The 21,845-nt window shown below is 71.8% G+C and carries 17 protein-coding genes and 1 tRNA gene; 10 read left to right on the top strand and 8 right to left on the bottom strand.

The genetic code is table 11. The features are described 5' to 3' along the window. The first annotated feature begins 226 nt into the window (after positions 1–226). Positions 227–1,195: a zinc-binding dehydrogenase gene (locus ASG70_RS09030; protein WP_056883503.1), complete on the top strand. Its 969-nt coding sequence runs from the start codon at positions 227–229 to the stop codon at positions 1,193–1,195. A gap of 58 nt (positions 1,196–1,253) precedes the next feature. On the opposite strand, the gene ASG70_RS09035 is transcribed toward ASG70_RS09030, so the two are convergent. The 6 genes from ASG70_RS09035 to ASG70_RS09050 all read right to left on the bottom strand — a co-directional run bounded on the left by ASG70_RS09035 (position 1,254) and on the right by ASG70_RS09050 (position 8,446). Further along, positions 1,254–1,904 (bottom strand): GDSL-type esterase/lipase family protein, encoded by a 651-nt coding sequence (locus ASG70_RS09035; RefSeq protein ID WP_056883504.1) that lies wholly within the window; start codon positions 1,902–1,904, stop codon positions 1,254–1,256. Positions 1,905–1,940: 36 nt separating this feature from the next. Then, positions 1,941–2,117: a DUF6104 family protein gene (locus ASG70_RS19650; RefSeq protein WP_200949233.1), complete on the bottom strand. Its 177-nt coding sequence runs from the start codon at positions 2,115–2,117 to the stop codon at positions 1,941–1,943. A gap of 66 nt (positions 2,118–2,183) precedes the next feature. Further along, complete coding sequence (locus tag ASG70_RS19275; protein WP_156399911.1) at positions 2,184–2,324, bottom strand: hypothetical protein; 141 nt, start codon at positions 2,322–2,324, stop codon at positions 2,184–2,186. Positions 2,325–2,513: 189 nt separating this feature from the next. Then, the gene (locus ASG70_RS09040) at positions 2,514–6,425 is read right to left on the bottom strand and encodes a multifunctional oxoglutarate decarboxylase/oxoglutarate dehydrogenase thiamine pyrophosphate-binding subunit/dihydrolipoyllysine-residue succinyltransferase subunit (RefSeq protein WP_369818893.1); all 3,912 of its coding nucleotides are present in this window, start codon (positions 6,423–6,425) and stop codon (positions 2,514–2,516) included. 204 nt (positions 6,426–6,629) lie between these two features. Further along, positions 6,630–7,451 carry an ABC transporter permease subunit gene (locus tag ASG70_RS09045; RefSeq protein WP_056883505.1) on the bottom strand — a complete coding sequence of 274 codons (822 nt, stop codon included), beginning with the start codon at positions 7,449–7,451 and terminating at the stop codon, positions 6,630–6,632. Continuing rightward, the gene (locus tag ASG70_RS09050) at positions 7,451–8,446 is read right to left on the bottom strand and encodes an ABC transporter ATP-binding protein (protein WP_056883506.1); all 996 of its coding nucleotides are present in this window, start codon (positions 8,444–8,446) and stop codon (positions 7,451–7,453) included. The genes ASG70_RS09045 and ASG70_RS09050 overlap by 1 nt, the downstream gene beginning before the upstream one ends. A 107-nt stretch (positions 8,447–8,553) precedes the next feature. Here ASG70_RS09050 and ASG70_RS09055 point away from each other — a divergent pair, with 107 nt between their 5' ends. After that, the gene (locus ASG70_RS09055) at positions 8,554–9,927 is read left to right on the top strand and encodes a hemolysin family protein (RefSeq protein ID WP_056883507.1); all 1,374 of its coding nucleotides are present in this window, start codon (positions 8,554–8,556) and stop codon (positions 9,925–9,927) included. Then, complete coding sequence (locus ASG70_RS09060; protein WP_056883508.1) at positions 9,924–10,958, top strand: hemolysin family protein; 1,035 nt, start codon at positions 9,924–9,926, stop codon at positions 10,956–10,958. Before ASG70_RS09055 ends, ASG70_RS09060 begins: the two co-directional genes overlap by 4 nt. A gap of 44 nt (positions 10,959–11,002) precedes the next feature. Here the strand turns inward: ASG70_RS09060 and ASG70_RS09065 are convergent, their stop codons facing one another. Next, positions 11,003–12,043, bottom strand: a complete 1,041-nt coding sequence (locus ASG70_RS09065) for a hypothetical protein (RefSeq protein WP_056883509.1) — start codon at positions 12,041–12,043, stop codon at positions 11,003–11,005. Between the two features lie 203 nt (positions 12,044–12,246). Beyond that, positions 12,247–12,318 (bottom strand) — tRNA-Arg (locus ASG70_RS09070). Between the two features lie 57 nt (positions 12,319–12,375). Between ASG70_RS09070 and ASG70_RS09075 the strand changes: the two genes are divergently transcribed. The 7 genes from ASG70_RS09075 to rho all read left to right on the top strand — a co-directional run bounded on the left by ASG70_RS09075 (position 12,376) and on the right by rho (position 21,705). After that, positions 12,376–12,792: a PleD family two-component system response regulator gene (locus tag ASG70_RS09075; RefSeq protein ID WP_056883510.1), complete on the top strand. Its 417-nt coding sequence runs from the start codon at positions 12,376–12,378 to the stop codon at positions 12,790–12,792. A gap of 20 nt (positions 12,793–12,812) precedes the next feature. Next, positions 12,813–14,459: an arginine--tRNA ligase gene (gene argS / locus ASG70_RS09080; protein WP_056883511.1), complete on the top strand. Its 1,647-nt coding sequence runs from the start codon at positions 12,813–12,815 to the stop codon at positions 14,457–14,459. Between the two features lie 3 nt (positions 14,460–14,462). Continuing rightward, positions 14,463–15,899 carry a diaminopimelate decarboxylase gene (gene lysA, locus ASG70_RS09085; protein ID WP_056883512.1) on the top strand — a complete coding sequence of 479 codons (1,437 nt, stop codon included), beginning with the start codon at positions 14,463–14,465 and terminating at the stop codon, positions 15,897–15,899. A gap of 132 nt (positions 15,900–16,031) precedes the next feature. Then, positions 16,032–17,381: a homoserine dehydrogenase gene (locus tag ASG70_RS09090; protein WP_056883513.1), complete on the top strand. Its 1,350-nt coding sequence runs from the start codon at positions 16,032–16,034 to the stop codon at positions 17,379–17,381. Continuing rightward, complete coding sequence (thrC, locus tag ASG70_RS09095) at positions 17,381–18,466, top strand: threonine synthase (RefSeq protein ID WP_056883514.1); 1,086 nt, start codon at positions 17,381–17,383, stop codon at positions 18,464–18,466. The genes ASG70_RS09090 and thrC overlap by 1 nt, the downstream gene beginning before the upstream one ends. After that, positions 18,466–19,404, top strand: a complete 939-nt coding sequence (gene thrB, locus ASG70_RS09100; RefSeq protein ID WP_056883515.1) for a homoserine kinase — start codon at positions 18,466–18,468, stop codon at positions 19,402–19,404. Before thrC ends, thrB begins: the two co-directional genes overlap by 1 nt. 312 nt (positions 19,405–19,716) lie before the next feature. Beyond that, complete coding sequence (gene rho, locus ASG70_RS09105) at positions 19,717–21,705, top strand: transcription termination factor Rho (RefSeq protein ID WP_369818905.1); 1,989 nt, start codon at positions 19,717–19,719, stop codon at positions 21,703–21,705. Positions 21,706–21,845 lie beyond the last annotated feature (140 nt).

A 21,845-nucleotide genomic window follows, 5' to 3' on the forward strand; every position in this document is an offset into this window, starting at 1 on the left:
CCGATCCCGTGCAACGCTCGGTGAGACCGAAGGAGATGCGATCGTGCTCGACGACGACCCCGTCCTGGGCGCGCACCGACCACAGGCAGACGGGACACTGGTTACGCGGGGGCATGGGCGGAAACGTACGGGCGACTCGGTCAGCAGTCGGTCAAGATTGCGTCTGGGATCGGTTGGGTGACTGCCGAGGGGGCGACTGACGGAGTGGGGCCATAGTCTCGGACCCATGCTCGCCGCCTACGCCTCCAGCCAGTCCGCCGACGACCCGCTCTCCGGCCTCGAGGTGGGCGAGCGGCCCGACCCCGAGCCCCGCGAGGGCTGGACCACCGTCTCGCTGCGCGCCTCCGGCCTCAACCACCACGACGTGTGGTCGCTGCGCGGGGTGGGCCTCCCGGCCGACCGCCTCCCGATGGTCCTCGGCTGTGACGGCGCCGGCGTCGACCCCGATGGCAACGAGGTCATCGTCCACGCGGTCATCCCCAGCGACGGCTGGCGCGGCGACGAGACCCTCGACCCCCGCCGCACCCTGCTGTCCGAGCTGCACGACGGCACGCTGGCCCAGAAGGTCAGCGTGCCCGTCGGCAACCTCGTCCCCAAGCCCGAGGGTCTGTCGTGGGAGCACGCGGCCTGCCTGTCCACCGCGTGGCTCACCGCCTACCGGATGCTGTTCACCAACGCCGCCCTCACGCCGGGCGCGACCGTGCTGGTCCAGGGCGCGGGCGGCGGTGTGGCCACCGCCCTCGTGCAGCTCGGCAACGCCGCTGGATACCGCATGTGGGTGACCACGCGCGACGAGGAGAAGGGGCGCCGGGCCGTCGAGATCGGCGCCGACCGTGCGTTCGGCAGCGGCGAGCGCCTGCCGGCCCGGGTCGACGCCGTCATGGAGACCGTCGGCGCCGCGACCTGGTCGCACTCGGTCAACTCGCTCAACCCCGGCGGCACCATCGTCATCTCCGGCGCCACCTCGGGCGACGCCCCGGCCAAGGCCGAGCTGACGAAGATCTTCTTCAAGCAGCTGCGCGTGGTCGGCTCCACGATGGGCACGCGGGGCGAGCTCGAGCGGCTCGCGCAGTTCGTCGCGCACCGGGGTATCGAGCCGGTGGTCGACTCGGTCATGCCCCTGGCGCAGGCGCGGGACGGGTTCGCGAAGATGGCCGCCGGCGACGTCTTCGGCAAGATCGTCTTCACCGTCTGACCGGCGCGACGGGCGGGGACGGCCAACGCGTGGCGCGGGCCGCCCGCGGGTGGCGCGGTCAGCTGGGTGAGATCTGCAGCCAGTCGTACCAGCCGTTGTGGAGCACCAGCCACGCGATCAGGCCGTACCCCGCCTGGCCCGGGTGGTGGGCCACCCGGCTGGCCGCGAGGTCGGTGCGCCACTGCTCGTGCCCGAGCAGCGGCCGGTAGCAGTCGACGAACGGCACATCCCGCCGGTTGCAGACGTCGGCCTGTGCCTCCACCAGGACGTCGAGCTTGGTGTTGAGCTCGTCGTCGTCGGTCGGGGGAGGGCTGACCACGAACGTGCCGATGCCGGCGCTCGCCGCGTCGTCCAGGATGTTGGCGAGGTTGAGCCGGTGCCGGGCCAGGGTCACGCCGGACGCGGCGTCGTTGGTGCCGACCGAGATCACCAGGCGCTTCTCCGAGCGGCCGCGCCAGCGCGGCGCGCACTCGCTCTTCCAGCGCCCGAGGATGTCCGCCGAGGTGTCGCCGCGGACGCCGAGGTTGTATGCCGTGAGCTCGAGGTCGGGGTGGTGCGTGCGCCCCACGACGCGGGACACCCAGCCCTGGCCCTTGGGGTCGCCGACCCCGGCCACCATCGAGGCGCCGAGGAAGACCATCGCGACGTCGCGGGGCCCGTCGGCGACGACCTGGAACTCGGCACTCGGGGTGAAGGTGGGCTCGCTCACGCGCTGGTCCTCATCGTCGTCATCTGGTCGTCTCGTTCACTCGTCATCGTCGTCGAGCCGGGCCAGCCAGGTGGCCAGCCGCTCGACGGGGGTCTCGAACTCGGGGTTGAGGTCGACGAACGTCCGCAGCTGCTCGGCCAGCCACTCGAAGGAGACCTCTTCCTCGCCCCGTCGCGCCGCGAGCTCCTCGATTCCACGATCGGTGAAGTACACGCTGCAACACTAACGGGGCGCGGCCCCGAGCCTGACGAGGGCACGCGCCCACGGCGACACGAGCGCCTACTTCGTCATCGCCTCGTAGATGAGGACGGCGTCGACGACGGCGAAGGCGACCAGCAGCACGGACACCAGGCGGCGGCGGCGCTCCCCACGGCGGTCGCGGGCGCTGGGCGCTGGCTTGGTGTCAGTGATCGGCTGCACCCCCGGATCCTCCCAGCGCCCAACCGGCCCCCGCCTCAGTCGATCGGCTGGTTCGGCCCCCACCGGAAGAACGAGGCGTCAGGCGTCTTCCCGCTGTAACGCCAGATGAGTTCGCTTTGGACACAGGTATGCCGCGCGGCCCGTGGGCCACGCGGCATACCTGTCGTTGCGTGGGGTTGTGGCTGTCGGTCAGCGAGCCAGGGCGGCGGCGATCAGCTCGGCCTGCTGCTCGGCGTGGCGCTTGCTCGACCCGGTGGCCGGCGAGGCCGAGGCCTTGCGCGACACCACCTGCAGGGCGCGGGTCTCGCCGAGGTCGGCGAGGGCCTGCGGCAGGTTGAGCGCCATGAACGGCCACGCGCCCTGGTTGCGGGGCTCGTCCTGCACCCAGACCACGTCGGCGTTCGGGTACTTCGCGAGCTCGGCGGCGATCTCCTTGGCCGGCAGGGGAGCGAGCTGCTCCACCCGCACGATCGCGGTCGCGCCGTCGTCGGCCTTGTCGCGGGCGGCCTCGAGGTCGTAGACCACCTTGCCGCTCGCGAGCAGCACCCGCGTCACCGCAGACGCGTCGAGCTGCTTGCGCTCGGGCAGCACCGGGCGGAACGTGCCGGTGGTGAAGTCCTCCGGCATGCTGCTTGCCGCCTTGAGCCGCAGCATCGACTTCGGGGTGAAGACGATGAGCGGACGACGCGGACGGGCGTAGGCCTGGCGACGCAGCAGGTGGAAGTAGCTCGCCGGCGTCGACGGGTAGGCCACCGTCATGTTGTCCTCGGCGCACATGGTCAGGAAGCGCTCGATACGGGCCGAGGAGTGGTCCGGTCCCTGGCCCTCGTAGCCGTGGGGGAGCAGCAGCACGACGGACGAGCGCTGGCCCCACTTCTGCTCCGAGGAGGAGATGAACTCGTCGACGACGGTCTGCGCGCCGTTGAAGAAGTCGCCGAACTGCGCCTCCCACAGCACGAGCGCGTCGGGGCGCTCGACCGAGTAGCCGTACTCGAAGCCCATCGCCGCGAACTCCGACAGCAGCGAGTCGTAGACCCAGAACCGGGCCTGGCCGTCGCCGAGGTAGAGCAGCGGCGTCCACTCCTCGGCGGTGCTCTTGTCGATGAGCACGGCGTGGCGCTGGACGAACGTGCCACGCCGGCTGTCCTGCCCGGCGAGGCGCACCGGGGTGCCCTCCATGAGCAGCGACCCGAACGCCGCGAGCTCGCCGGTGGCCCAGTCGATGCCGCCGTCGCGCATCGAGGCCGCGCGCTTCTCCATCGCCTGCGCCAGCTTCGGGTGGACGGTGAAGCCGGGCGGCGGGTTCACGAACGCGTCGCCGATGTGCTGCAGCACGTCCGCGGTGATGGCCGTCTGGTCGGCGGCACGCGTGCTGGTGTCCTTCGCCTGCGCCGACGGCGGCTCGAGGCCCGAGTGGCCCTCGGCGTCGGTGCCGGCCAGCGTGGGGTTGGTGGCCTCCTCGGAGGCCTCCTTGAGGGCCGCCTTGGTCTCGACGAAGACCCGCTCGAGCTGCTGCTGGTAGTCGCGCAGCGCTGCCTCCGCCTCCTCCTGCCCGATGTCGCCGCGGCCGATGAGGGCCTCGGTGTAGAGCTTGCGGACCGAGCGCTTGGCCTCGATGAGGTTGTACATGAGCGGCTGGGTCATCGACGGGTCGTCGCCCTCGTTGTGGCCACGGCGGCGGTAGCACACCATGTCGATGACGACGTCCTTGTTGAACTCCTGCCGGAACTCGTAGGCCAGCTCGGCCACGCGGACACAGGCCTCCGGGTCGTCACCGTTCACGTGGAAGATCGGCGCCTGGATCATGCGGGCGACGTCGGTGGAGTACGTGCTCGACCGCGAGGCGCTCGGCGAGGTCGTGAAGCCGACCTGGTTGTTGATGACGACGTGGATCGTGCCGCCGGTGCGGTAGCCGCGCAGCTGCGAGAGGTTGAGCGTCTCGGCCACGACACCCTGACCGGCGAACGCCGCGTCACCGTGCATGAGCAGCGGCAGCACGGTGAAGTCCTCACCGGCGAGGTCGAGGCGGTCCTGCTTGGCGCGGGTGATGCCCTCGAGCACCGGGTTGACGGCCTCGAGGTGGGAGGGGTTGGCGGCGAGGTAGACCTTGGTCTTGCTGCCGTCCTCGGCGACGAACTCGCCCTCGGTGCCCAGGTGGTACTTCACGTCGCCGGAGCCCTGCACGGACTTGGGGTCCTGCTTGCCCTCGAACTCGCGGAAGATCTGGCCGTAGGACTTGCCCGCGATGTTGGCGAGCACGTTGAGGCGGCCGCGGTGCGGCATACCGATGCACACCTCGTCCATGGAGTCGGCGGCGGCGCGGCACAGGATGCGGTCGAGCAGCGCGATGACCGACTCGCCACCCTCGAGGCTGAACCGCTTCTGGCCCACGAACTTGGTCTGCAGGAACGTCTCGAACGCCTCGGCGGCGTTGAGGCGGCGCAGGATCCGCAGCTGCTCGTCGGGACCGGGCTTGGCGTAGCCGACCTCGATCTTGGCCTGGAGCCAGCGGCGCTGCTCGGGGTCCTGGATGTGCATGTACTCGGTGCCGATGGTGCGGCAGTAGGAGTCACGCAGGATGCCGAGGATCTTGCGCAGCCGCAGCATCGGCGCCCCGCCGAACCCGCCGGTCGCGAAGTCGCGCTCGAGGTCCCACAGCGTGAGCCCGTGCGACGTCACGTCGAGGTCGGGGTGGCGGCGCTGGCGGTACTCCAGCGGGTCGGTGTCGGCCATCAGGTGGCCGCGCACGCGGTAGGCGTGGATGAGCTCCTGCACGCGCGCCGTCTTGTTGACGTCGTCGTCGTGGTGGGCGGAGATGTCCTGGACCCAGCGGACCGGCTCGTAGGGCAGGCGCAGCGACTCGAAGATCTCGTCGTAGAAGCCGTTCTCGCCGAGCAGCAGCTGGTGCACGATCCGCAGGAAGTCACCGGACTGCGCGCCCTGGATGATGCGGTGGTCGTAGGTGCTGGTCAGGGTGAGGATCTTGGAGACGGCGTTGCGGTTGAGGGTCTCCTGGCTCGCGCCCTGCCACTCGGCGGGGTACTCCAGCGCGCCGACGCCGATGATCGCGCCCTGGCCGGCCATCAGGCGCGGCACCGAGTGGACGGTGCCGATCGTGCCCGGGTTGGTCAGCGTGAGCGTCGTGCCCTGGAAGTCCTCGACCGTCAGCTTGCCGCCGCGGGCCTTCTTGACGACGTCCTCGTAGGCGGTCCAGAAGTGCGCGAAGTCCATCGACTCGGCGGACTTGATCGAGGGGACGAGCAGCTGGCGGGTGCCGTCGGGCTTGGCCATGTCGATGGCGAGGCCGAGGTTGACGTGGCCGGGCACGACCAGCGCCGGCTTGCCCTTCTCGTCGGTGGTGTAGCCGTTGTTCATCTCCGGCATGTGGCCCAGCGCCTTGACCAGGGCGTAGCCGATGAGGTGGGTGAACGACACCTTGCCACCGCGCGAGCGGGCCAGGTGGTTGTTGATGACGACGCGGTTGTCGATGAGGAGCTTGGCCGGGACCGCGCGCACGCTGGTCGCGGTCGGCACCGTCAGCGACGACTCCATGTTGGTCACCGTGCGGGCGCTCGCGCCTCGCAGCGGCTTGACCTCGTCCTGGTTGACCGGGCCGGTGGCCTTGGGGACCTCGGGGTCGCGGGGCTTGGGCTGCTCCTTGGCGGCCGCGGCCTCCTTGTCCTCCGGCTTGTCGGCGACGGCCGTGTCGGTCTTCGCGTCGGAGCGGTCGGTGCTCGTCGCCTGCGGCTTGCCCGAGTCGGTGGCCGACGACGCCTTCGCGGTGGTGGCCGGCTGGGCGCTCGCCGAGGCCGGCTTGGTGGCCTGCGCGGCGGCGCTCGCCTTGGCCGGGGCGCTCTCCTGCGCGGCGGGCTTCGACGCGGCCGGGGCGGTCGGGGCCTGCGCGGTCGGGGCCGACGACGTGCCGCCGTTCACCGACCCGTTGCCCTCGCCCTCCGACGGCTGGTAGTCCTCGAAGAACGACCACCACGCCTTGTCGACGGAGTTCTTGTCGTTCTTGTACTGCTCATAGAGCTCGTCCACGAGCCACTCGTTCGGCCCGAAGGCCGCCATGGGGTCGCTGGTCGGGGACTGGTCGGGCACGGCGGATACGCCTCTTTCGTAGCGTCGACAATGACGGGCAATGGGTCCCCCCAGCCTATCCCCGTCGGCGTGCTCGGCGTCATCCGGGTGAGCCGCCGCGAGACGGGGCTCACCGGCCGCGCCATACCCCTCCCCACCTGCGGGTATGCCGCGGGGCCGGCCTCCTCACGGAAACCGGCCCCACGGCCGCGGTGCTGTCGGGTCTCAGGTGATGTCGCGCCGTGCCGTGAGCACCGAGCCGACCACGGACAGGACCGCGGCGTAGCCGGTGAGGATCAGGGCGGACAGCCACCACGAGAAGTACGGGCTCGCGTCCCCGCCCGCGCCCCCGGTGGGGTCGCTGGTGACGAGCATCCCGGCGGTCAGGTTGCCCGGGACGAACTTCGACGCGGTCGTCCAGCCCAGGATCCCGAACACGATGTTGAGGATCATCTGGAGCAGGAAGGCGATGCCGACCGCGATGAGGACCGCGGCGATCTGGTTGCGCACCAGCATCCCGAAGCCGAAGCCGAGCAGCGTCCACACGACGAAGGCCAGGATCATGACGGCCAGCGTCTTCTGGACCTCGCCGTTGCCGAGGAACGTCGCGTGACCCTTGATCGACAGCATCCCCGCGCCACCGGCCACGGCCGCGATGTCGTAGATCACCGCGTAGACGGCGCTGATCAGCAGGATCGCCACGACCTTGGACACCAGCACCTTCCACCGCACCGGCGTCGACAGCACGGTCGCCGTGAACGTCTTGTGGCGGAACTCCTGGGTGATGAGCAGGACCCCCAGCGCCAGCGGGAAGAGCGCCGCGATGCTGAAGATGATGAACCCGGCGGAGTAGACGAACTGGGCGGCACCCGGCGAGCTCGCCGACAGGACCTGGCCCTCACCGCCGCCGCCCTCCGGCTCGAGGCCGACCAGGGCAGCGAAGCCCACCGAGATGAGCGCGCTGAGGACGAACATCCCCAGGCCGAGCCCCCACCACAGACGGGTCGTGAAGATCTTGCGGATCTCGGACTTGATCGCGCCGCCCATCAGGCAGACACCCCTTCCGGGTCGGTCGACGGTGCCGTGGGCGCGGACCCACCCTGGCCGAGGTTGCGGTTGGTGCCCTCGGTGAGCTCGAAGAAGACGGCCTCCAGGTCGCTGGTGGCGCTGCGCAGCTCGTAGACCGGAAGGCCTGCCCGCAGGGCCACGTCACCGACGAGGCGCAGGTCGCCCGTGTGGACCATGAGCCCGCCGTCGGGCTGCACCTCGCTCGTGACGTCGGCCACCCGCAGGGCGCCGGCGAGCTCGTCGGTGGAGGAGGTGCGGACCAGGGAGCGCGCCTCGCCGTGCAGGTCGGCCATCGGGCCCTGCTGGACGAGCTTGCCGTTGCTGATGATGACGACGTCGTCGACGGTCTGCTCGACCTCCTGGAGCATGTGGCTCGAGACGAGGATGGTCTTGCCCTGGCTGGACAGGTGGCGCAGGAACCCGCGCAGCCAGCGGATGCCCTCGGGGTCGAGGCCGTTGGCCGGTTCGTCGAGGATCAGGACCTCGGGGTCGCCGAGCATGGCCGCGGCGAGGCCGAGGCGCTGCCGCATACCCATCGAGTAGCCGCCCGCCCGCTTGCGGGCCGCCGCGGGGATGCCGACGAGCTCGAGCATCTCGTCGACCCGGGCGGTGCCGATGCCGCAGGTGTCCGCGAGCACCCGCAGGTGGTCGCGCCCGGAGCGGCCCGGGTGGAAGTTGGTCGCCTCGAGGGCCGAACCGACGACCCGCAGGGGGGCCGCGATCTCGTGGTAGGCGTGGCCGCCGATGGTGGCCGTGCCGGACGTGGGACGCACGAGCCCGAGCAGCATGCGCAGGGTCGTGGTCTTGCCGGCGCCGTTGGGCCCGAGGAAGCCGGTGATGCGGCCGGGCTCGACGGTGAAGGACAGGTCGTCGACGGCGGTGAAGCTGCCGAAGCGCTTGGTGAGGTTGCGGACCTCGATGCGCCCGGCGCCGTGCGCGCCGCTCGTCGGTGTGGTCGGTGTGGTGGTGGTCATCGTTCCCCCGGTCTCAGGTGCATGGGCGCCATCCTCCCAACTGACGCGGGGGGAGGGTCAACGCGGTTTGTCCCCGGCGCGTCGCGCGACCCTAGGATGGCCGCACTATGACCGAATGGTTGCTGGTCCTTGCCGGCGTGGGGTTGACGGCCGGGACCGCTGTCTTCGTGGCGACCGAGTTCTCGCTCGTCGCGCTGGACCGCCCGACGGTGCAGAAGGCGATCGACGCCGGCGACGGTCGCGCCGAGACGGTGCTGGGGTCGCTGCGCCGGCTGTCGACGCAGCTGTCCGCGGCGCAGGTGGGCATCACGCTGACCACCCTGGTCCTCGGTTTCCTCACCACCCCGTCGCTGGGCAAGCTCCTGCAGACGCCGCTCGGGGCGCTCGGGCTCGCCGGGACCACCCTCGACTCCGTCTCCTCGACGCTCGCCCTGGCCATCGCCACCGTGTTCTCCATGGTCTTCGGCGAGCTGCTGCCGCAGTTCCTGGGGATATCGGCGCCCCTGGCCACGGCCAAGGTCGTGACGATGCCGGTCCGCGCGTTCGCCCTCGTCTCGCGCCCGCTGATCGTGGTCCTCAACGGCTCCGCCAACCTCTTCCTGCGCGCCCTCGGCATCACCCCGCAGGAGGAGCTGTCCGGGGCGCGGACCCCGCAGGAGCTCGCCTCCCTGGTCCGCCGCTCGGCCGAGGCGGGCACCCTCGACGAGGGGACGGCCCGGCTCGTCACCCGGTCCCTCGGCTTCGGTGAGCAGACCGCGGCCGACGTGATGAGCCCGCGCGCCCGGTCGTCGTCCATCGAGCGCACCGCGACCGCCGACGACGTCGTCCGGCTCGCGCGCCGTACCGGCCACTCCCGCTTCCCCGTCACCGGCGAGGACTGGGACGACATCGACGGCGTCGTCCACGTCAAGCGCGCCATCGCCGTCCCGCACGAACGGCGCGCCGACGTCCCCGTCTCCGCGCTGATGGTGCCGCCGCTGCTCGTGCCCGAGACGATCCGGCTCGACCCGCTGCTGCTCATGCTGCGCGAGCACGGCCTGCAGCTCGCCATCGTGGTCGACGAGTACGGCGGGACCGCCGGCATCGTCACCCTCGAGGACGTCGTCGAGGAGATCGTGGGGGAGGTGTCCGACGAGCACGACGTGTTCCGGACGACCGGCCGCGAGCTCACCGACGGGTCGTGGACCGTGCCCGGGCTCTGGCGCCCCGACGAGGTGCGCGACCGCCTCGGCGCCGAGGTGCCCGACGGTCCCGCCTACGAGACCACGGGCGGGTTCGTGATGGCCGAGCTCGGGCGCATACCCGTCGTCGGCGACACGGTGAGCATCCCCGGGTGGGAGATCACGGTCCTGGCCATGGACGGGATGCGCGCGGACCGGCTGCGGTTCCGCGCGCAGGAGCCCGCTGAGGGCGAGGTCGATGCTGGTGGTGCCCCGTCGACGGGTACGGCGTCCGCCCAGTCCGAGGGAGAGCGGCCGTGAGCGTCGCCGCCGTCTGGGTGACGGTCCTGCTGCTCCTGCTCAACGCGTTCTTCGTCGGGGCCGAGTTCGCGGCGATGGCCGCCCGCCGCTCCACCCTGGAGCCGCTGGCCGCCGCGGGGTCGCGCCGCGCCCAGACCTGCCTCGACGCCCTCGAGCAGATGGGGTCGCTGCTCGCCTGCGCCCAGCTCGGCATCACCGTCTGCTCGGTGCTGCTCGGTGCCATCTCCGAGGCGGCCCTGCACCACGCCCTCGAGCCCGTGGTCAGGCACCTGTCGCTCCCGACCGGGGTCGCCGACGGGGCGGCCCTGGCGCTCGCGCTGCTCATCGTCGTCTACCTGCACGTCGTGGTCGGCGAGATGATCCCCAAGAACCTCGCGCTCGCCGGACCCGAGCGCTCGGCGCTGGTCCTGGTGCCGGTGCTGCTGGTCATCACCCGCGCGCTGCGGCCCGTCATCTCGGTGATGGAGCACCTGGCGAAGGCGCTGGTCCGGTTGTTCGGGGTCGAGCCCAAGGACGAGATCACCTCGACGTTCACGGTCGAGGAGGTCGAGCACATCCTCGCCGAGAGCCACCACGAGGGGCTGATCGAGGAGGGCCAGCACGGGCTGGTCGGTGCGGCGCTGGAGTTCAGCGACAAGGACGCGGTCGACGTCGCCGTGCCGCTCGACGACCTCGTGACCCTGCCGGTCACCGCCACGCCCGACGACGTCGAGCGGCTGGTGGCCAAGCGCGGCTTCTCGCGCTACCCGCTCGTCGACCGCGCGGGCGGGCTCGCCGGCTACCTGCACCTCAAGGACGTGCTCTACGCCGACGACACCGAGCGCGACATCGCCGTCCCGGTCAAGCGCGTCCGCAAGCTGGCGACCGTCCAGGCAGCGGACGAGGTCGAGGACGTGCTGCGGACCATGCAGCTGACGGGCGCCCACCTGGCCCGGGTGGTCGACACCGACGGGGTGACCATCGGCGTCGTCTTCCTGGAGGACGTCATCGAGGAGCTCGTCGGCGAGGTCACCGACGCCTCCCAGCGCTGAGCCGCCCTCCGCCACCTGCGCCTCGCCTCACCCACACGTCGAGGTCACCCGTCAGCCCGGACCTCGCCCCCCTCACACGTCGAGGTGGTGTCAAACCGTCCCGTCCAGGCGGGGTGAGGGCGATCTGCCACCACCTCGACGCCGAGGTAGGCAGCCAGCCGGCGCAGGAGGGCGTGTCGCCGAGCCGGGTTGGTGTGGTCGGAGCGGGTCAGCTCGACGTACTTCCAGCCGTCGTCCTCCACGAGCAGCCGGCGGCTGATGTCGTCGTCGCCCCGGCGGAAGTTGCCGAAGTGGTGAGCGCCCTGGTACTCCGCGACCACCTTGCGCTCTCGCCAGACGAAGTCGCCCCGGCACAGGAAGCCCGACCCGTCGGCCGCCATCACCGCGACGTTGACCTCGGGCTCGGGCAGGCCGTGACGACAGAAGAGCAGGCGGCTGCGCGTCTCCATGGCCGAGTCGGCCCCGACCCTCACCCACGCCAGGGCCTCACGAAGCCCGCGGACGCCCCGGGCGCCCCGACCGCGGCGGTCGAGGGCCAGCCGCAGCGGCTCGGTGCTCCCCGCCAGCCGCGCCACCCGGTCGCCGGCGACGACGAGGTCCTCCACGCCCAGCAGGCTGCCGAGGTCGACCCACGTGTCGGCCATCGAGACCAGGCGCAGCCCACGCACGACCACCAGGTGGCGCGACTGGAGGCCGAGGTGCGGGGTGACGCCGGGGCGGTCGACCGGGTTGCGCCCGGTCGGGCGCATGACGTGCAGTGGCCGGACGTGCTCGTGGCTGCGGGGGAGCGGTATGCCGTGGAGCAGGGCCGCGGTGCAGTGCGAGAAGGCGGCGTCGTCCGGCAGCACGAGCGCCGCCGCGCAGGCGTCTGCCTGTACCTGCGCCCGGACGTCGAGGACTGGCCCACCCGGGTCGCGGAGCGACGGGTCTCCTGCGGTCGCGGCCACGCGGCGTACGCCGTGGAAGGGGCGCTCGAGGTCGGCGCCACGAAGGCGGCCCTCGGTCAGGCCGGCCGCGGCTGCCTGGGTGGTGCTGAACGCGCGGCCGGCCAGGGTGGCGGGCAGGGGCGTCGGTCGACCGGGCATGCACCGCAGGGTGGCGCAGGCGCGCCATACCGGTCCGCAGTCATCCACAGGCCCGGGTCCGCGACGCCCGGGAACCTCGCCGAGGTGGTGGCAAACCGTCCTGTCCGGGCCGGGTCGGGACGATCTGCCACCACCTCGACGCGGGGTGGGTGCGGTCCGGACACGGCGAAGGGCCGACCGCGTCGCGGTCGGCCCTTTTTGGGTGCCCCCGGCAGGATTCGAACCTGCGCTCCCGCCTCCGGAGGGCGGTGCTCTATCCCCTGAGCTACGGGGGCCGATGCACGTCCGGTGATGGACGCGCTCGGTGAGGTTAGCAGCCTAGGGTGTGCTCCATGGAACCCGGGGGACTCGTGGTGGTCTGCGACGACACGGAGCCGATCCGTCGCCTCATCCGGGTCAACCTGGAGCTCGAGGGCTTCGAGGTCGAGGAGGCCAGCGAGGGCGGCGAGCTGCTCGAGGTGCTGACCCGCCGGGCCGACCACGGCGAGACGCTGCCGGGGGTGGTCACCCTCGACGCGCAGATGGAGCCGCGCGACGGCTGGTGGGCCATCAGCCGCATCCGCGCCGACCCGCGGCTGGCCGACATCCCGGTGATCATGGTGACGGCCTCGGTGCAGCAGCACGACCGGGTGCAGGCCCGCGCCTCCGGCTTCGACGCCTTCGTCTCCAAGCCGTTCGACCCCGAGGACATCATCGACCTCGTCCGCGGCTACATGGCGGGCGGCAGGGGTCACACCGTGGGCGCCTGAGGTCGCCCTAGACTTGCCCGGTGACCCCCGAACAGCTTTCTGCTGCCCTGCGCACCGCCCTCACCGACGCCGTCGCCGCAGGTGACCTCGTCGTGGACGTGTCCGCGGAGGTGCGCGTGGAGCGACCGAGGAACCGCGACCACGGCGACTGGTCCACCAACGTCGCGCTGCAGCTGGCCAAGGGCGCCGGTATGCCGCCGCGCGACGTCGCGGCGCTGCTCGCCGACCGGCTCGGCCGGGTCGACGGGGTCAAGGCCGTCGACATCGCCGGACCCGGGTTCCTCAACATCACGCTCGACGCGGCATCGGCGGGGGAGCTCGCCCGCAGCATCGTCGAGGCGGGAACGACCTACGGCCACAACGACTCCGAGGCCGGACACGTCATCAACCTCGAGTACATCTCGGCCAACCCGACCGGCCCGCTGCACCTGGGGCACACCCGCTGGGCGGCCCTGGGCGACGCGATGAGCCGGCTCCTCAAGGCGTCCGGCGCGACGGTCACGGCCGAGTACTACATCAACGACGCCGGCGCCCAGATGGACAAGTTCGCCGCCTCGGTCCTCGCCAGGGCCAAGGGTGAGCCCACGCCCGAGGGCGGGTACCCCGGCGCCTACATCGACGACCTCGCCGCGCAGGCGCTCGCGGCCAGGCCCGACCTGCTCGAGCTCCCCGCCGACGAGGCGCTCGCCGAGGTGCGCCGGCTCGCGTACGCCGCGCAGCTGCAGGACATCAAGGCCACGCTCGCCGACTTCGGGGTGCACTTCGACGTGTGGTTCTCCGAGGCCGCGCTGCACGATGCCGGTGCCGTCGAGCAGGCTGTGGAGCGACTGCGCGAGCAGGGCCACGTCTTCGACGAGGACGGCGCGGTCTGGCTGCGCACGACCGACTTCACCGACGACAAGGACCGGGTGCTGATCCGGGCCAACGGCGAGCCGACCTACTTCGCCGCCGACGCCGCCTACTACCTGTCCAAGAAGGACCGGGGCTTCGACGAGAAGATCTACCTCCTCGGCGCCGACCACCACGGCTACATCAACCGGCTCAAGGCCATCGCGGCCTGCGCCGGCGACGACCCGGAGCACAACATCGAGGTGCAGATCGGCCAGCTGGTCAACCTCGGCGGCGCCAAGCTGTCCAAGCGCGCCGGCAACATCATCGAGCTGCGCGACCTCATCGGCTGGATCGGCACCGACGCGATCCGCTACTCCCTGTCGCGCTACCCGGCCGACAGCCCGCTGTCGCTCGACGGCGAGGAGCTGCGCAAGCAGACCAACGACAACCCGGTCTTCTACGTGCAGTACGCCCACGCCCGGACGTCCAACGTCGCACGGCTGGCGGGGGAGGACGGCGTACGGCGTGAGGACGGCTTCGACCCGTCGCTCCTGGGCGACCCCACCGAGGCGGCGCTGTTGGCCATCCTCGGCGACTTCCCCCGGGTCGTCGCCCAGGCGGCCCACCTGCGCGAGCCGCACCGCGTCGCGCGCTACCTGGAGGACCTCGCGGGCCACTTCCACAAGTGGTACGACACCTGCCGCGTGCGGCCGATGACCGCCGACGAGGAGGTCACCGACCTGCACCGCAGCCGGCTGTGGCTCAACGACGCGACGCGTCAGGTCTTGGCCAACGGACTGGACCTCCTGGGGGTCTCCGCACCAGACAGGATGTAGCCCATGCGCGCTCACGAGGCCGGTGCCCTCCACGCCGAGGGTTACGGCGGGCCACCGCACTGGCTGCCCACGCCCGGCGACGTCAACGAGCTGATGCCGCAGCTGTGGCCCCAGACCGTCACGCGTGACGACGAAGGGCGCCTGACCGTCGGCGGCCTCGACGTCGTGAGCATCGCGCGCGAGTTCGGCACGGCTGCCTACGTCCTGGACGAGGAGGACTTCCGTGCGCGGGCGCGGGCGTTCCGCGACGACTTCGCCGAGCCGTTCGCCGAGCTCGGGGGAGTCGACGTCTACTACGCGGGCAAGGCGTTCCTGTGCACCGAGGTCGCGCGGTGGGTGGCCGACGAGGGCCTGTGCCTCGACGTCTGCTCCGGCGGGGAGCTGGCCGTCGCGCAGCGCGCGGGGTTCCCTGCACAGCGAATCGGCTTGCACGGCAACAACAAGAGCGTCGCCGAGATCCGCCAGGCACTCGACTACGGCGTGGGCCGGATCGTGGTGGACTCGTTCGAGGAGATCGAGCGCATCGCCGCGGTGGCGGCCGAGCTCGGGGTCCCCGCGCCGGTGATGGTGCGCGTGACGGTGGGCGTCGAGGCCCACACCCACGAGTTCATCGCGACCGCCCACGAGGACCAGAAGTTCGGCTTCTCCCTCGCCGGGGGACGGGCGGCGGAGGCCATCGCCCGGATCCTCGAGCACGCCGAGACCCTCGACCTGCTCGGCCTGCACTCCCACATCGGCTCGCAGATCTTCGACACGTCGGGGTTCGAGGTCTCCGCGCGGCGACTCATCGGGCTGCACGCAGAGGTGGCCCGCGTCCACGGGGTGCACATGCCCGAGCTCGACCTCGGCGGCGGCTACGGCATCGCCTACACCTCCGAGCACGAGCCCCTGACGCCGCGACAGCTCGGCGAGCAGATGGCCGGCCTGGTGGCGCGGGAGCTCAAGACCGTCGGCGACGGCAGCCCCGGCACCCCCGCCCCGAAAGTGTCGATCGAGCCGGGCCGGGCCATCGCCGGCCCCAGCACGTTCACGCTCTACGAGGTGGGGACCGTCAAGGACGTCGACCTCGGCGGCAGCGCGAAGCGCACCTACGTGTCGGTCGACGGCGGCATGAGCGACAACATCCGCACAGCGCTCTACGACGCCGACTACTCGTGCACCCTGGCCAGCCGCCGCTCGGACGCGGCACCGCGCCTCGCCCGGGTGGTGGGCAGGCACTGCGAGAGCGGCGACATCGTGGTCATGGACGAGTACCTGCCCGACGACGTGACGGCAGGGGACCTGCTCGCCGTCCCCGGCACGGGGGCCTACTGCCGCAGCATGGCCAGCCAGTACAACCACACCCCGCGGCCCCCCGTCATCGCGGTGCGCGACGGGCAGGCGCGCGTCATCGTGCGGCGCGAGACGGTGGAGGATCTGCTGGCGCTGGATGTCGGGTGAGGAGATCTCCCGCAACGGGTCCGCCCCGGCGCAAGATCGTCCGGATGACGGAACAATGAGCGTCCACGACGTGGTCACGCGGCACCATGGGCCGCACGCACACCAAGCCCCTCGGGGCGCTGAGGAGCACTCGTGAGTGACAGCCAGATTGCCGCGGCAGGCGAGCCGCTGCGCGTCGCCCTGCTCGGGTGTGGGGTGGTGGGGTCCTCGGTGGCCCGCATGCTCGTGGACCACGCCGACGACCTGGCGGCGCGGGTCGGCCGACCGCTCGAGCTCGTGGGCATCGCCGTACGGCGCGCCGGCCGCGACCGCTCGGACCTCCCCGTCGACCCGTCGCTGTTCACCACCGACGCCGACTCGCTCGTCACCCGCGCCGACATCGTCATCGAGGTCATCGGCGGCATCGAGCCGGCCAAGGGCTTGATCGAGAAGGCCATGGCCCACGGGGCGTCGGTCGTGTCAGCCAACAAGGCGCTGCTCGCCGAGGCCGGCCCGAGCCTCTACGCCTCGGCAGCGATGCACGGCGTGGACCTCTACTACGAGGCCGCGGTCGCGGGCGCCATACCGATCCTGCGCCCCATCCGTGAGTCCCTCGCGGGCGACGACGTGCGCAAGGTCCTCGGCATCGTCAACGGCACCACCAACTACGTCCTCGACAAGATGGACACGACCGGCATGGGCTTCGCCGAGGCCGTCGAGCAGGCCCAGGCGCTCGGCTACGCCGAGGCCGACCCCACCGCCGACGTCGAGGGTTTCGACGCCGCCGCGAAGGCCGCGATCCTGGCGTCGCTGGCGTTCCACACGCGGGTCTCCAGCGACCAGGTCCACCGCGAGGGCATCACCGAGGTCAGCGCTGCCGATGTGCAGGCCGCGCGCGAGATGGACTGTGTCGTCAAGCTGCTCGCGATCTGCGAGCGCACCGAGGCAGCCGGTCCTGACGGCCGGCCCGCGCCCGGGGTCAGCGTCCGGGTCCACCCGGCGATGATCCCGCGGTCGCACCCGCTCGGTGGCGTCCGCGACGCGTTCAACGCGGTCTTCGTCGAGGCTGACGCAGCCGGCCAGCTCATGTTCTACGGCAAGGGTGCCGGCGGCGACCCGACCGCCAGCGCGGTCCTCGGCGATGTCGTCGCCGTGGCGCGCCACCGGGTCGGCGGAGGCCGCGGCCCGGGGGAGTCGGCGTACGCCGACCTGCCCGTCCTGAGCATGGGCCAGGCCCTCACGCGGTACCACATCAGCCTCGCCGTGGCCGACCGCCCGGGCGTGCTCGCCCAGGTCGCCACCGCGTTCGCCGCCCACGACGTCTCGATCGAGACGGTGCGCCAGAAGGTGGTCGAGGGGGAGGGCGGGGCGCCCACCGAGGCCAGCCTCGTCGTCGTCACCCACACCGCCCCCGATGCCGCGCTGTCCGCGACGGTGGAGGCCCTCGCCGCGCTCGACACCGTGCGCGAGGTCACCTCCGTGATGAGGGTGGAGGGCGCCTGATGGCCACGTTGTGGAAGGGCGTCATCCGCGAGTACGCCGACCGCCTCCCGACGCTCGCCGGAGCGCCGGTGGTGACGCTGCAGGAGGGCGGCACACCGCTCATCCCCGCGGAGCACCTGTCGTCCCTCACCGGGGCGGACGTCTGGGTGAAGTACGAGGGGCTCAACCCCACCGGCTCCTTCAAGGACCGGGGCATGACGGCCGCGATCTCGGTCGCCGCACGCAACGGCGCCAAGGCCGTCATCTGCGCGTCGACGGGCAACACGAGCGCCAGCGCCGCGGCCTACGCCACCAAGGCGGGTATGGCGTGTGCGGTCCTCGTCCCGGACGGCAAGATCGCGATGGGCAAGCTCAGCCAGGCCATCGCCCACGGGGCGACCCTCCTGCAGGTCGACGGCAACTTCGACGCCTGCCTCACGCTGGCCCGCAAGCTCGCCGAGGCCTACCCCGTCGAACTGGTCAACTCGGTCAACCCCGCTCGCATCGAGGGGCAGAAGACCGCCTCCTTCGAGGTCGTCGACGCCCTCGGCGACGCCCCTGAGATCCACTGCCTCCCCGTCGGCAACGCCGGCAACATCACCGCCTACTGGAAGGGCTACCGCGAGTACCACCGCGACTCCGACCAGCCCGGCCCGGCGACGCGGCTGCCGCAGATGTGGGGCTTCCAGGCCGCGGGTGCGGCGCCGATCGTCCTCGGCCACCCGGTCGACGAGCCAGACACCGTCGCCACCGCGATCCGCATCGGCAACCCGGCCTCGTGGAAGCAGGCGGAGGCCGCCCGCGACGAGTCCGGCGGGCGGATCGAGTCGGTGACCGACGAGCAGATCCTGCACGCCCACCGGGTGCTGTCCTCGCGTGAGGGCATCTTCGTGGAGCCGGGTTCCGCTGCGTCCGTCGCCGGGCTCCTGCAGGCCGCCGAGGCAGGGCACGTGCCCGCCGGGGCCAGGATCGTCTGCACCGTCACGGGCCACGGCCTCAAGGACCCGCAGTGGGCCCTGCGCAACGCCGACGGATCCGACGTCACGCCGACGCGGGTGCCGGTCGACGCGTTCACCGCCGCGCAAGCGCTGGGGCTGGACGGCTGATGGCGGCTGCCCTGCGAGCGGGGGCGGCCGTCGAGGTGCGGGTGCCGGCCAGCAGCGCCAACCTCGGGCCCGGCTTCGACTCGGTGGGGCTGGCACTCGGGCTCTGGGACACCTGTGTCGCCACCGTCACCGAGGCACCCGGGCTGCTGATCGAGGTCGAGGGCCAGGGCGCGGGGGAGGTGCCCCTCGACGCCACCCACCTCGTGCACCGCTCGATGCTGCGGGCGTGGGACGAGCTCGGCGTGGCTGCACCTCTCGGCCTCTCCCTGCGGTGCCGCAACGAGGTGCCCCACGGGCGGGGCCTCGGTTCGTCGGCGACCGCGATCGTCACGGGCATCGTTGCGGCCCAGGCACTTCACGACGTATCCCGCGGGTGCGAGGGCGACGTCGACCTCGCCTTCACCAACACGCTGGCCGCGCGCATGGAGGGTCACCCGGACAACTCCTCGGCCTCCGTCTTCGGGGGCCTCACCCTGTCGTGGTCCGACGGCGGCGACGACCCCACGCACACCCTGCAGCTGGACCTGCACCCCGACGTGCGCGTGCTCGTCCTGGTGCCGGCGAAGCAGCTGTCCACCGCGAAGGCCCGCTCGGTGCTGCCGACCCACGTCCGGCACGGCGACGCGGCGCTCAACTCGGCGCGGGCGGCGCTGCTCGTGCAGGCCCTGACCGCGCACCCGGAGCACCTGCTGGCCGGCACCCGGGAGTGGCTCCACCAGGAGGCCCGGCGCGAGTCGTTCGGCGGGTCGATGGAGGTCGTCGACCGGCTGCGGGCCGCCGGGCACGCCGCCGTCATCTCCGGCGCCGGCCCCTCGGTCCTCGTGCTCTCGACCGTCGGCCCGGTCGACGGCGTGGAGGCCCTCGTCGACGACGCCTGGGACGTCCTGTCGCCCGGCGTGCCGTCCACAGGTGCGCAGGTCAGGCGCCTCCGGCCCTGAGGCGACAATCTGGGCACGTTGGACTTCTGGCAGGGGCAACGGTGTTACATTGAGCACGCACCCGCAGCCGATGGCGCCCCTTCGCCCATCCACCAGCGGGTCGCACCCTCCACATGCTGGCGGCCTTGAGGCCGCCTGCCTCGCTGTGCCGCATGTGGCTCCACCGGTCAGCGTTGCCTGACCCAAGCACCGGCCCGGGATCTGAACCCGGCCGCATACGAGGGGGAAGGATCCTTCGTGACAGACACCACCACTCTCGACACTGCGTCGTCGCAGGACGAGAAGCCTCGCCGTTCCGGCGCGCTGAGCACCATGAAGGTGGCCGAGCTCCAGGGGCTCGCCGCGAGCATGGGCATCACCGGCACCGCCAAGATGCGCAAGGGTGACCTCGTCACCGCCATCAAGGACCGCCAGTCCGGTGGCCCGGCGCCGCGCAACGACCACGGCCGTTCCGTGGCCACCGAGACCGCGACCGCGCCGGCCTCCCAGCAGCAGAGCACCCCCTCTGCCGAGGTCGCGCAGGCCGACTCCGCCCAGGCCCCGTCGCAGGCCGCGCCCACGCAGGACGGTGCCCCCCGTGCCCGTCGCGAGCGCGGCGAGCGCCGTGAGCGCACCCAGCAGCAGCGCGAGGAGCGCCAGCAGTCCCGCGAGGCCGCGGTCGAGCGCCAGCAGGACGACCGCCAGCCCACTCGCGACGACCGCCAGCAGGGCGAGCGCGGTGACCGCAACGAGCGCGGCGACCGCCAGCAGCCCGAGCGCGGCGACCGCCAGCAGCCCGAGCGCGGCGACCGCCAGGGTCAGCGCGACCAGCAGGGCGAGCGCAACGACCGCCAGGGTCAGCGCGACCAGCAGGGCGAGCGCAACGACCGCCAGCAGGCCGAGCGCGGCGACCGCCAGGGTCAGCGCGACCAGCAGGGCGAGCGCAACGACCGCCAGCAGCCCGAGCGCACCGACCGTCAGCAGGGCCAGCGCGACCAGCAGCAGGACGGTCAGGGGGGCCAGGGCCAGAACCAGGGCTACGGCGACGACGAGGACGGTCGTGGCGGCCGTCGACGCAACCGCAACCGCAACCGCAACCGTGACAAGCGCGGTCGCGGCCGCGAGTACGGCGACTACGACAACGAGCCCCAGGTGGCCGAGGACGACGTGCTCGTCCCCGTGGCCGGCATCCTCGACGTGCTGGAGAACTACGCCTTCGTCCGCACCTCCGGCTACCTGCCCGGGGCGAACGACGTCTACGTCCCGTTGGGCACCGTCAAGAAGAACGGCATGCGCAAGGGTGACGCCGTCACCGGTGCGGTCAAGGCCCACGCGGACGACCAGCAGCAGAACCAGCGCCAGAAGTTCAACGCCCTGGTGCGCCTCGACACGGTCAACGGCATGTCGCCGGAGGAGGCCCGCAAGCGGGTCGAGTTCGGCAAGCTGACGCCGCTCTACCCCCAGCAGCGGCTGCGCCTGGAGACCGACCCGCACCTGCTCACCACCAGGGTCATCGACCTGGTGGCGCCGATCGGCAAGGGCCAGCGCGGGCTCATCGTCGCCCCGGCCAAGGCGGGCAAGACCATGGTCATGCAGGCCATCGCCAACGCCATCACGACCAACAACCCCGAGTGCCACCTCATGGTCGTCCTCGTCGACGAGCGGCCCGAAGAGGTCACCGACATGCAGCGCGCGGTCAAGGGCGAGGTCATCTCCTCGACCTTCGACCGGCCGGCGGAGGACCACACCACGGTGGCCGAGCTCGCGATCGAGCGGGCCAAGCGCCTGGTCGAGATGGGCCACGACGTCGTCGTCCTGCTCGACTCGATCACCAAGCTCGGGCGCGCCTACAACCTCGCCGCGCCGGCGAGCGGCCGGATCCTGTCCGGTGGCGTCGACAGCGCCGCGCTCTACCCGCCCAAGAAGTTCTTCGGGGCCGCCCGCAACATCGAGAACGGTGGCTCGCTGACCATCCTCGCGACGGCGCTGGTGGAGACCGGGTCGCGCATGGACGAGGTGATCTTCGAGGAGTTCAAGGGCACCGGCAACATGGAGCTCAAGCTCGACCGGGGCCTGGCCAACCGCCGGATCTTCCCCGCGGTCGACATCAACAACTCGGGCACCCGCAAGGAGGAGATCCTCCTCTCGGGCGAGGAGCTCAAGATCATGTGGAAGCTGCGCCGGGTACTGGCGGCCCTCGACCAGCAGCAGGGCATCGAGCTGCTCATCGACCGGCTCAAGAAGACCCGCAGCAACGCGGAGTTCCTCATGCAGGTGCAGCAGAACTCCTCGCTGCGCCCCGGGGACGACGACCACAGCTGACCAGCTGCTCGAGTGCAAGCCATCCGGGCGGGGCCNCGTCACCGAAGAGGTGACGGGCCCCGCACCGGTCAGGTGGTCGGGGCCGCACCGGTCAGGGTCCGGTTCGACGTGCTTGCGCACGCTTCCGTCCGTTACCTGCC

The organism is Phycicoccus sp. Soil748 (assembly GCF_001428025.1).
GTDB lineage: Bacteria > Actinomycetota > Actinomycetes > Actinomycetales > Dermatophilaceae > Pedococcus.

Coding starts and splice junctions, on each gene's coding strand:
- rho (WP_369818905.1), top strand. CDS start 19,717: ATGAAGGTGGCCGAGCTCCAGGGGCTCGCCGCGAGCATGGGCATCACC.
- thrC (WP_056883514.1), top strand. CDS start 17,381: ATGGCCACGTTGTGGAAGGGCGTCATCCGCGAGTACGCCGACCGCCTC.
- ASG70_RS09045 (WP_056883505.1), bottom strand. CDS start 7,451: ATGGGCGGCGCGATCAAGTCCGAGATCCGCAAGATCTTCACGACCCGT.
- ASG70_RS09050 (WP_056883506.1), bottom strand. CDS start 8,446: ATGACCACCACCACACCGACCACACCGACGAGCGGCGCGCACGGCGCC.
- ASG70_RS09065 (WP_056883509.1), bottom strand. CDS start 12,043: ATGCCCGGTCGACCGACGCCCCTGCCCGCCACCCTGGCCGGCCGCGCG.
- thrB (WP_056883515.1), top strand. CDS start 18,466: ATGGCGGCTGCCCTGCGAGCGGGGGCGGCCGTCGAGGTGCGGGTGCCG.
- ASG70_RS09075 (WP_056883510.1), top strand. CDS start 12,376: ATGGAACCCGGGGGACTCGTGGTGGTCTGCGACGACACGGAGCCGATC.
- lysA (WP_056883512.1), top strand. CDS start 14,463: ATGCGCGCTCACGAGGCCGGTGCCCTCCACGCCGAGGGTTACGGCGGG.
- ASG70_RS09030 (WP_056883503.1), top strand. CDS start 227: ATGCTCGCCGCCTACGCCTCCAGCCAGTCCGCCGACGACCCGCTCTCC.
- ASG70_RS09055 (WP_056883507.1), top strand. CDS start 8,554: ATGACCGAATGGTTGCTGGTCCTTGCCGGCGTGGGGTTGACGGCCGGG.